Source organism: Paenibacillus albidus, assembly GCF_014644435.1.
Classification (GTDB): domain Bacteria; phylum Bacillota; class Bacilli; order Paenibacillales; family Paenibacillaceae; genus Paenibacillus_AQ; species Paenibacillus_AQ albidus.
Genome location: NZ_BMKR01000070.1, coordinates 1 through 11,040 on the forward strand (window position 1 = coordinate 1; position 11,040 = coordinate 11,040).

At 53.4% G+C, this 11,040-nt stretch carries 7 protein-coding genes; all 7 read left to right on the forward strand.

Annotated elements, in window-relative coordinates; translation table 11 throughout:
- Positions 1-998: 998 nt before the first annotated feature.
- A complete protein-coding gene (locus tag IEY53_RS33950) occupies positions 999-2,309 on the forward strand; it encodes a glycoside hydrolase family 30 protein (RefSeq protein ID WP_373293980.1) in 1,311 nt (436 codons plus the stop codon).
- A 191-nt stretch (positions 2,310-2,500) separates the two neighbouring features.
- Positions 2,501-4,318, forward strand: a complete 1,818-nt coding sequence (locus tag IEY53_RS33955) for a sensor histidine kinase (protein WP_189032658.1) — start codon at positions 2,501-2,503, stop codon at positions 4,316-4,318.
- The gene (locus IEY53_RS33960; protein ID WP_189032659.1) at positions 4,275-5,336 is read left to right on the forward strand and encodes a response regulator; all 1,062 of its coding nucleotides are present in this window, start codon (positions 4,275-4,277) and stop codon (positions 5,334-5,336) included. The genes IEY53_RS33955 and IEY53_RS33960 overlap by 44 nt, the downstream gene beginning before the upstream one ends.
- 103 nt (positions 5,337-5,439) lie before the next feature.
- Positions 5,440-6,753 (forward strand): ABC transporter substrate-binding protein, encoded by a 1,314-nt coding sequence (locus tag IEY53_RS33965; RefSeq protein ID WP_189032661.1) that lies wholly within the window; start codon positions 5,440-5,442, stop codon positions 6,751-6,753.
- Between the two features lie 101 nt (positions 6,754-6,854).
- Complete coding sequence (locus tag IEY53_RS33970) at positions 6,855-7,739, forward strand: carbohydrate ABC transporter permease (RefSeq protein WP_189032663.1); 885 nt, start codon at positions 6,855-6,857, stop codon at positions 7,737-7,739.
- Positions 7,736-8,563 (forward strand): carbohydrate ABC transporter permease, encoded by an 828-nt coding sequence (locus tag IEY53_RS33975; RefSeq protein WP_189032665.1) that lies wholly within the window; start codon positions 7,736-7,738, stop codon positions 8,561-8,563. Before IEY53_RS33970 ends, IEY53_RS33975 begins: the two co-directional genes overlap by 4 nt.
- Before the next feature lie 250 nt (positions 8,564-8,813).
- Positions 8,814-10,841: a beta-galactosidase gene (locus tag IEY53_RS33980; protein WP_189032667.1), complete on the forward strand. Its 2,028-nt coding sequence runs from the start codon at positions 8,814-8,816 to the stop codon at positions 10,839-10,841.
- Positions 10,842-11,040 lie beyond the last annotated feature (199 nt).

Genomic DNA, 11,040 nt, shown 5'->3' on the forward strand with positions numbered 1-11,040 from the left:
TTTTGCAAGAATGAATGTGGTTGTGTCCAAATTTAGGGGGTTAATCCGAAAATGCCTTAGGATTCGCCCGCGGGTGCGAATTAGGCCGAATGAAAGGCAAAGATGCCTTAGGATTCGCCCGCGGGTGCGGATCGGGCTGAATGAAAGGCAAAGATGCCTTAGGATTGGCCCGTGGGTACGGATCGGGCCGAATGAAAGGCAAAAATGCCTTAGGATCCGCCCGCTTGTACGGATCGGGCCGAATGAAAGGCAAAAATGCCTTAGGATTGGCACGCGGGTGCGGACTAGTTGGGTTCACGGTTCGCCCTGCCTTTTTGCGCAGATTAAAATAGTCCAATCGCATTGAGCGGTTTTGTCCAATCCGGTACAGGTTACTTTACGTTATAATGAAAGCGCAATCAACATAGTGTGCTGCCAGACGTAGATTAGCTCACCAGCACGGTCGTCGCATCCAGGCCTATCGCAACCCAGCCTGTCGCATCCCGACCCGTTGCGTGCTGGTCATCGCCTTTTGGCCCGTAGCAACCCGGCCTGTCGCATCCCGGCCCGTGGCAACCCGGCCCGTCACGTGCTGGCCCATCGCCTTTTGGCTCGTGGCAACCCGGCCCGTCACGTGCTGGCCCATCGCCTTTTGGCTCGTGGCAACCCGGCCCGTCACGTGCTGGCCCATCGCCTTTTGGCCCGTGGCAACCCGGCCCGTCACGTGCTGGCCCATCGCCTTATGGCTCGTAGCAACCCGGCCTGTCGCATCCCGGCCCGTCACGTGCTGGCCCATCGCCTTTTGGCCCGTGGCAACCCGGCCCGTCACGTGCTGGCCCATCGCCTTTTGGCTCGTGGCAACCCGGCCCATCGCAACCCGGCCCGTCGCAGCCCATCTCACCACAGCTGCAACTTATCACACTAAGCCCTACCACAAAATAAAATGAACTATCGGAGGTCGCGAACCTATGCCTAACAATAAGCTGCAATGGTTTTCCAGCACTGAATGCTCGCCCTGGATGGACAAATCGGCGGAGGGACAAATTGGCGCCGGGAAGCAGGGAGGGGATCATGCTCCCGCGAATCTAACGCTCACCGGCGAGATTTTTCAGACACTGGAGGGTTTTGGCGGCTGCTTCAATGAGCTGGGATTTGTTTCCCTCCGGCATTTGTCCGGGGAAGAGCGGGCGAAGGTCATGCATGACTTGTTCCACCCTGAAGGGGAGCAGCGGTTCAGCATTTGCCGTCTGCCGATTGGGGCCAGCGACTATGCGCTGGAATGGTACAGCCTGAACGAGACGGATGGCGATTATGCCATGGAACATTTCTCGATAGAAAGGGACCGGCAAATGCTGATTCCTTACATTAAGGAAGCTTTGGCGCTGAACCCGGAGTTGAAGCTGTTTGCTTCACCCTGGAGTCCGCCGACCTGGATGAAGTTTCCCAAGGCGTACAACTACGGCACGCTGCGCTGGGAACCGGATATCCTGGAGGCTTACGCGCTGTATTTTGTGAAGTTCGTCGAAGCCTACCGCGCCGAAGGGATCACGATTCATCAGGTGCATGTGCAGAATGAAGTGGTCGCGGACCAGAAGTTCCCTTCCTGCGTCTGGACCGGAGAACAACTTAAGGTCTTTATCCGCGATTATCTTGGGCCGGCTTTTGAGCGGCACGGGCTGGATACGGAAATTTGGCTGGGGACCATCAATGCGCCGGAGCCATGGGACGAATGGCTGAAGAAAAAAGCAACCGACCATGATGCTTATGCCGCTGTTGTGCTCAGTGACCCCGAGGCCTATAAATATGTGAAGGGCGTCGGTTACCAATGGGCCGGCAAACATGCGATTCAGCGGACGGTGCAGAGCTACCCCGAGCTGCGTTACATGCAGACAGAGAATGAATGCGGCGATGGCGAGAACACTTGGTTTTATGCCAAATATGTGTTTAATCTCTACCAGCATTATTTTATGAATGGCGTGAATGCTTATATATACTGGAATATGGTGCTGGAACCGAAAGGGCGGAGCACCTGGGGCTGGGAGCAGAACGCCATGTTGACCGCAGCCCCTCATCTGAGTGAGGTTATCCGCAATCCGGAGTATTATGTGATGAAACATTTTTCGCACTTTACCCGGCCAGGCTGGGTAAGAACCGGGCTGAAAGGGCCTTGGAGCGCTCATGCGGTTGCGTTCCAGGCACCGGAGGGCGGAGCCACTCTGATTGTGGCCAATCCGTTCGAGGACAGCCGGACCTTGCAGCTGGAAAGCGGGTCCGGTGCCTACACCTTCCAGCTCGAGCCACAATCCTTTCATACGATTGTCCTGCCTTAAGGCAGGCTACAAGAAACTAACGTTCAGGGTTTATGGACGTTAGTTTTTTGTTAAAAACTATCAATGTACAAGGCCTCCTATATAAATTATTCTTAAAATCCAAAGGAGGGCAAGGATTTAGCCAGTTGAATGCGCTCCTTCTTCTTATTATTGGATAAACTAGGGCAAGGAAAGAGGGAGGGGAAGCTGAGATGTTAAGCGGATGGATCATGAAGCTGACCGGACCGTTTCGCCGGAGTATCCGCAATAAACTGATTCTTACGATGATTGTGCTGGCGGCTGTGCCGATTGTCACGATTACAGCACTGGCCGCCGAGAATAACCGCAGGGCGATGGAAGCGGAGGTCATCAGCACCAATCTCTCCAATATGAAATGGACGGGGATTTATCTTGGTGACCAATTCGCCCAGCTGAATAACCTGATTTATACGGTGCTGATCAGCCCCCATCTTAGTGATTATCTGGCGAGTGCCGAGGAGGCCGGCCTGACCAGCCAGTTCGTCGCGCAGAAAAATATCATCGATACATTAACCAACCTCTATTATTCGGCGGGCAATCACGTGGTGGGGGTAGAGCTTTATTTAAAGGAGTATAACAAGCTGTTCACGATCAATGCCTCGCAGAGCGATATAGAATCATCGGCGGAGCTTCCGGTGCCCTACAGGCAGTTGTTCGAGCAGGACAAGGACTTCATCATCCGGGCCGACCAAAGCGACAAAGGCAAGTTCCAGCTGATCCGCAGCATCAACCGGTTCGAGAATCAGGAGAAGCTGGGCGGCATTTCGCTGGCGATCCGCTGGGGAGTGCTGGACCAGACACTGAACCTGCTGGGGCGCGGGGATGAGCATACGGTGCTTATTGCCGGACCGGGCGGGGAGGTGCTCTACCAGCCCTGGGGTCAAGCTCCGGGAGCAGAGACGCTGGCCCGGATCGCTGAAACCGGTGAGGAGCAGGGTTACTTCCGCGGCGACCATGAATTATTCTTCTACAACACGATTGATCCGGTGGGCCTGAAGCTGATTACGGTGATCCCGAACAGCTTCATCAACCAGAGTTCGCTTTCGACCATGAAGTTCGGACTTATCGTCGGCACAGTCTCCGTGATTGTGGCGATTCTGATGGCCGTCATTCTGGCCTGGCGGCTGGCCACCCCGATTGTGAGCCTGGCCCGCTCCATTCAGGGCTTCGGGATGATGAAGGAGCAGGAGGTCCAAACAAGCAATCGGGTCGATGAGATCGGTCTGCTGGAGACGAAGCTCTCCCAGATGTCCTACCGGATCAGGGAACATATCAAGACCGAATATATGATCAGCCTGGAGAAAAAAAGTGCCGAGCTCAAAGCTCTGCAAGCGCAAATCAATCCGCATTTTCTGCAAAACACTCTGCAAATGATCGGCAGCATGCTTTTCAAAAGCAACCCTGCGGACAGCTATGAGGTGCTGAGATCCCTTAGCGAGATGTTTCGTTATATTATCCGTGAGCCGGACGATCTGGCTACGCTGCAGGCGGAGCTGAACCATCTGAACCATTACCTGCAGATTCAGCAGCAGCGCTTCTCGTCCCGGCTGACCTGCACAACGCATGTGGACCGGTCGCTGCTGACAAGCGTCCTGCCGAAGCTCACGCTGCAGCCGATTGTCGAGAATGCTTTTGTCCATGGCCTGGATAATAAACAGGGCCCCTGGGAGCTGGAGATTACGGTTGCAGCCAGAGGGAGCGATTGTCTCATCTGTATCCGCGATAACGGTATAGGTATCGAAGAGAGCAAGCTCACGGAATTGCGTGCGCGGCTGAAACAGCAGAGCGGCAGTCCCTGGACGCAAGGAGACCGCATCGGACTGCAGAACGTGGCTTCCCGGATTCATATGCATTTTGGAGGCCGTTACGGACTGGAGGTTGACAGCACGCCGGGGCAGGGAACAACAGTGACGGTAATAATTCCGCTTCAAAAGGAAGGTGGGTTCAATGATAAAAGTGCTGCTGGTGGACGACGAGAGCTGGAACCGTGATATTGTGCGAACCTTCGGCTCTTGGGAAGAGCTGGGAATGGAGGTCGCTGCGGAAGCCGAAGACGGAATAGAGGCGCTGCGTTATATGCAGGAGCTGCGCCCGCAAATTGTAATTACCGATATGCGGATGCCGGGAGCCGACGGTGTCACACTGATGAATCAGCTGCATCAGCATTATCCCGCCGTCAAAATTATTGTCATCAGCGGCTACGACGATTTCAAATATGCGCAGAATGCGCTTCGCTATGGGGCGGTGGATTACCTGTTGAAGCCCATTGACCCGAAGGAACTGAACGCCGTTCTGCACAAATGCAGGCAGGAGCTGGAGGCCGCCTCACGGGAACCGGATTCGCTGGGACTCGATATGGACGTGTCCTTTTCGCTTACAGCATGCAAGCAGCGGCTGCGGGTGCATTTCAATGAGCTCCATGTTGACGGGGTGGCCGCTGCCCTTCAGGAGGTCCGCCGGGAGCTGGAGCGTAACGGAGTTACACAATCCGGTACCCTTCATCAGGTAGCCCGGGAGCTGCTTCTGCTGCTGCGGGAGCTGATGAGATCCAATGCGCTGGAGGAGGACGGCCAGATTGCTCAGATTACACCGGATGTACTGGCTTCCTGCGCGAATACGGCGGATTTTCTCATGAAGCAATATGCGTATAATCTGGAGCTGCTGGTGAAGCAGCGCAAGTTCAAGAATAAGCTGAATCTCGATGAGATCAGACAATATATAGAACACCATTTTGCAGAGGCTGTGACGCTGGAGGGGCTGGCCCGGGCTTTTTTTGTCAGCAAAGAGTATTTGAGCAAAGTCTTCAAGCAGGAATACGGGCGGGGCGTGACAGACTATATTCTGCATCTGCGCATGGAGCAGGCCAAGACTTGGCTGGCGGACGAGCGTATACCGATCAAAACGGTGGCGGAGATGAGCGGGTATGAGGATGTAGCCTATTTCTACAGGGTATTCAAAAAATATTACGGCATTGCACCGGGTGAAATGAGAAAAAACACACAGGTTTAAAATTGTCCAAGACGAGAGGATACTTCCGTCCAATTAAACGCTTTCATAATAAAGATATAATGAAAGCGTAAACAAAAACACAGACACTTGGGAGGTCACGAATATGAAACGGATGTCAAAAGGTCTACTTTGCAGCCTTCTTGCAGCTACGCTTCTGGCGGGCTGCGGTAATGGAAACAGCGGCAGCAATAACGGAAATGCAGGCTCGACAAGCGGCAACGATGGCAGCAGCGGAACGGCCAAAAGCGTTACTCTCAAAATGTTCATCGCCCAGCCGCGCTTTAAAGAGCATTATGACAAGTACATTGCCGATTTCGTAGCGAAGGAAAAAGCGGACAAAAATATAGATGTGTCCGTCCAGCTCGAAATGCCGACGGCAGATAATGCCTCCCAAATCCTGAAGACCCGGCTGGCTTCAAATGATGCGCCGGACATTTTTGCCATCCATGCCGTCAATGAAATTCCTTCCTACTATAAAGCGGGATACCTTGAGGATTTGTCCGATCAGCCTTTTGCGGGCAAGCTGCTGGACAGCGTGAAGCCTTCTGTAACGACAACGGACGGGAAGGTAGTTGCGCTTCCGCTGGAGACATTGTCCTGGGGTTATCTGTACAACAAGACTATATTTACAGAGCACGGGCTGACGCCGCCGACGACCCTCACCGAAATGAAGGCTGTTGTGGAGAAGCTGAAGGCTGCCAATGTAACGCCTTTTGTGCTCTCCTATAAAGAATCATGGATTCCGCAGCTGGTGCTGCCGCTCGCGGTAGGTTCGATGGTGAAGACGAAAAACCCTGATTTTGTAGCCCAAATGAACAAGGATGAAGGCTCTTTCAGTGAGATGAAGTCCGCAATCTTTGATGTGTTTGACCTGATTAATGAGAACGGCACGGCCAAAGCCACCGAGGTTGGCGGAGATGACGGCGCGGCAGCATTTGCCGCCGGTAAAGGGGCCATGTGGCTGCAGGGTCCATGGTACGCGGAAACGATCCTGAAATCGAACCCTGATCTGGACTTTGGCGTAGCGCCGCTTCCGGTCAGTGATGACCCGAATGCTACCCTGATTAATCTCAGTGCCTCCACCTCCCTGGCGGTATCTCCGACCAGCAAGAACAAGGAAGTGGCGCTTGATTTCCTGAACTATGTGCTGGACGACCAGGCCTCCAATGCGTTTTTCCAGGCGTTGAAGTTCAATCCCGTAGCCACTATTCACACCTATGAAAGTTACCCGTGGATCAATGATGCCACAGCTTATGTGAAGGAAGGCAAGTCCGTTCAGGACCCGGCCATCCCGCAAGCCGTCAAGGATGAGGTAGGCAAAGGGCTGCAGGCCTATTATGCAGGGCAGCTGTCGCAGGATGATGTAGTGAAGGCGCTGGACAAAGCCTGGAAGTCGTACAACAAAGTTAATAAATAGCCCGGATAGAGGCTGGGATTCAGGCCCGGCATGGAGGTGGGCAGCGGCTTTTTCCTCCATGCCGAAGGTCTGATACACATACAGGAGAAGGGGCGAATGCCATGCCGGTCAAAAGCTACAAAAGAATCGCTTCGCTGATTGCTTTCGTTGCGCCCGCATTTCTTTTTTACGCATTGTTTCTGCTGATTCCCACACTGGGCGGCATGTTTTACAGCTTCACGGACTGGAACGGGCTGAACCCGAATTATTCGTTTATCGGACTTGGCAATTTTATCGAGGCGCTGCGTGAAGACCCGGACTTCGTGAATTCATTGCTGTTTACACTGAAATATGTGCTGTTTATGGTCGTTCTGCAAAACGGATTTGCGTTGATATTGGCGGTATTTATCGAGTCCAAGGTCAGAACCAAAGGCTTTTTCCGCACCATTTTCTTTATGCCCAACATGATCAGCACGATTATCAGCGCATTTATGTGGACCTTTGTATTCTCGCAGGTGCTGCCGCAAATCGCCGAAAAAACGGCGTTCAAATTTCTTGACCAGCTGTGGATCGGTGATCCGCAGGTGTCCTTCTTCTCGATTATTATCGTATCGCTGTGGAACGGTGTCGGCTATATGATGATTATATATTTGGCCGCCCTGCAAGGGGTGCCGCAAAGCCTTAAGGAAGCGGCGCTGATCGACGGAGCAACTCCGCTGCAGACGTTCCGCAGTGTGACATTGCCGATGATTACGCATGCCGTCACGATTTGTTTTTTCCTCACGCTCAACGGGGCATTTAAAGTGTTTGAGGTCGTTTACGGCCTTACCGGCGGTGGTCCGGGACGCAGTACGCAGGTGATTACCATGAACATCTATGAAGAGGCCTTCTCCAATAACTTCAGATACGGTTACGCGAGTGCCAAATCCGTCATCCTGTTCGTCATTATTCTTATCTTCACGTTTATCCAGATCGGTGTCATGAAGCGAAAAGAGGTGGAAGCATGAGGCTGCGCAAACCGGTATCCTTATTGATTACCTTGTTCCTGTGCGTGGGCGGCGTGATTTCCTTTTTCCCAATCTATCTGGCCCTTATCAATTCTCTCAAGACGCAAGGCGAGATGTTCGCTTCCTTTCTGTCCTTGCCGACCCAGCTGCATTTCGAGAATTACACCCAGGCTTTTAATAAAATCAATCTGCTGAACAGCACGCTGAATTCCGTTATCGTCTCGGTGATCGGTATCGGCGGAATCATCTTTTGCGCGGCCCTGGCGGGGTATAAGTTATCCCGGACCGGCGGCAGGCTGAGCGCCCTGATCTTCTCCTTGTTCATCGCTTCGATGCTGGTGCCGTTCCATTCGATCATGATTCCGCTGACCCGGATGGCCAAAACCCTGCATGTCAGCGGTACCACGTACGGCTTGGCCATTGTCTACATCGGCCTCGGTGTGAACATGGCGATTTTTCTCTACCACGGATTTGTGAAATCGATCCCCAGGGAGCTGGAGGAAGCGGCGCGGATTGACGGCTGCGGGGAGTTCCAGACCTTCTTCCGCATTATCTTTCCACTGCTGCTGCCGATTACCGTGACCATTGCCATTCTGGACTTCCTGTGGATCTGGAACGACTTCCTGCTGCCGCTCCTGATGCTCACGGATTCGACCAAATACACGTTGATCCTGTCCACGAATACGCTGTTCGGTGAGTATAATAAAGAGTGGTCGCTGATTCTGGCGGCGCTGGTGCTGACGGCGATTCCGGTTATTGTGATCTATGCTTTTTTCCAAAAATTCATTATGCAGGGCATCGCCGAAGGGGCTATTAAGGGGTGAATATCACTTTATAACAGATAAACTAAAGATTTAACAAAGGCGAGGAGGAACGGAGGGGGATTTTGGAACTGTAGGAGCGGAGCGTCCGCCTTTGTTTCCGGATTTCAACTGCGAACAGCAGTATATAATCAAGAAATCTGGAAACAACAGCGGCCGGAAGTCCAAATATTCACCGTAGTGACGCTCGCATTTTTGTCAAAGCACATTAAGTTTATCTGCATCTATATCCACAAGGAAAGGACTGAACGGATTGCCGAAACTGAGATACGGGGTTGCCTATTATGATGAATACATGCCTTATGAGCGGTTAGAACAGGATATTGCCATGATGCTCGAGGCTGGCATTAATGTGGTCCGTATTGCCGAATCGACCTGGAGTACGCATGAGCCGCAGAATGGCGTGTTCGACTTCACCTCGGTAGACCGGGTGCTGGACGCCATGCATGCCGCCGGAATCGAGGTCATTGTCGGAACGCCAACCTATGCGGTTCCGGCCTGGCTGGTCAAGGAGCATCCCGAGGTCCTTGCGGTCACGGCCAAGGGGCCTGGGCGATATGGTGCACGGCAGATCATGGACATTACTAGTCCGGCCTATTTGTTCCACGCCGAGCGGATCATCCGCAAGCTGATCGGGCGGGTAGCGAAACATCCGGCGGTCATTGGCTACCAGACTGACAACGAAACGAAACATTACGAGACCGCGGGCGATAACGTGCAGCTGCAGTTCGTCAAATATATGCGGGAGAAGTACGGCACGCTTGCGGAAATCAATAACCGGTTCGGACTGGATTATTGGAGCAACCGGATTAACAGCTGGGAGGAGTTCCCGTCGGTGGTCGGTACGATCAACGGCAGTCTCGGTGCGGAATTTGCCAGGTTCCAGCGGGAGCTGGTCACGAAATTCCTGGCCTGGCAAGTTGGTCTGGTGAATGAGTACAAGCAGCCGGGACAGTTCGTGACGCAAAATTTCGATTTTGAATGGCGCGGCTATTCGTTTGGCGTGCAGCCGTCGGTGGATCATTTTGCAGCGGCGGAGGCGTTTGACATTGCCGGAGTGGATATCTATCATCCTTCCCAGCATGAGCTGACCGGGACGGAAATTTCCTTTGGCGGGGATATGGCACGTTCCTTGAAGCAGAGCAACTATCTGGTGCTGGAGACACAAGCGCAGGCATTTCCCCACTGGACGCCTTATCCGGGCCAGCTCAGACTGCAGGCGTTCAGCCATCTTGCCTCCGGGGCGAATATGGTCGCTTACTGGCATTGGCATTCCATCCACAATTCGTTTGAGACCTACTGGAAGGGACTGCTCAGCCATGACTTCAAGCCGAATCCGGTGTATAACGAAGCGAAGACCATCGGCAGGGACTTCCGGGAGCTGGGCAGCCAGCTGGCCGATCTGCGCAAGAACAACAAGGTTGCGGTGATGGTCAGCAATGAAGCGCTGACGGCGATGGAGTGGTTCAAGCTGCCGGACGGCAAGAATTACAATGATGTGGTGCGCTGGCTCTATGACGAGCTGTACCGGATGAACGTCGAATGCGATTTTATCCAGCCATCCTGTCCGGAGCTGTCCAGGTACAGCCTGATTGTGGTGCCTGCTTTGTACGCAGTGGACGATGAACCGCTTGAGCGCCTGAACGAATATGTGCGTCAGGGCGGACATGTAGTCTATTCTTTCAAAAGCGGCTTTGCCGACGAGACGGTCAAAGTACGTACGGCTGTGCAGCCCGGCATCATCAGCGAGGCCTGCGGCCTCTCTTACAGCCTGTTCGTGACTCCGCATGAGGTTCGTCTGAAGGCGGAGCCTGTTGTTGCTGCACACGAAGAGGCGCTGGCACCGGAGGCTGACCTCACGGTGAGCACCTGGATGGAGCTGCTTACACCAACCACCGCAGAGGTCCTGTTCCGCTACGATCATCCCCATTGGGGAGAGTATGCGGCAGTGACACGCAATCGTCATGGACAAGGCAGCGCGACTTACATTGGCTGCATGGCCAGTTCTGCTGTTGTACAGAGTGTGCTGAAGCTGGCTGTTCAGGACAGTGGTCTCCTGGGACCCGAACAGGAGCTGTCTTTTCCCGTAATCGTCAAAACAGGCATCAACGCCGCAAACCGGATTATCCGCTATATATTCAACTATTCGGAGCAAGCCGTGCCGGTGACGTACAGGCATGAGGCCAGCGAGGAGCTTTTGACCGGACGTTTCCTGGCCAAGGGAGAGACCTTTGAGCTTGAGCCATGGGGCGTAATGATTTTGGGTGCTTTGCCCGAATAGTTTGATTCAGGGATACAATCCCGGAAGGTATCGTCATAGTGGACGATGGCCTCCCGGGATTTTTATTGTTGTATAGGAAATGATGCAATGCCCAAAAATGTGGATATCTTGGAACCTTCAGATGATATAGCGGTGCAGTGGGATTGGGCTCCATCCGCGGAGTGAAGCGGACAGAGAAGACCCTATTTTGCGAAAAAGT

Excerpts from the sequence above, each read along its gene's own strand:
- IEY53_RS33950 (WP_373293980.1), top strand. The coding sequence starts at position 999 with ATGGACAAATCGGCGGAGGGACAAATTGGCGCCGGGAAGCAGGGAGGG.
- IEY53_RS33955 (WP_189032658.1), top strand. The coding sequence starts at position 2,501 with ATGTTAAGCGGATGGATCATGAAGCTGACCGGACCGTTTCGCCGGAGT.
- IEY53_RS33960 (WP_189032659.1), top strand. The coding sequence starts at position 4,275 with ATGATAAAAGTGCTGCTGGTGGACGACGAGAGCTGGAACCGTGATATT.
- IEY53_RS33965 (WP_189032661.1), top strand. The coding sequence starts at position 5,440 with ATGAAACGGATGTCAAAAGGTCTACTTTGCAGCCTTCTTGCAGCTACG.
- IEY53_RS33970 (WP_189032663.1), top strand. The coding sequence starts at position 6,855 with ATGCCGGTCAAAAGCTACAAAAGAATCGCTTCGCTGATTGCTTTCGTT.
- IEY53_RS33975 (WP_189032665.1), top strand. The coding sequence starts at position 7,736 with ATGAGGCTGCGCAAACCGGTATCCTTATTGATTACCTTGTTCCTGTGC.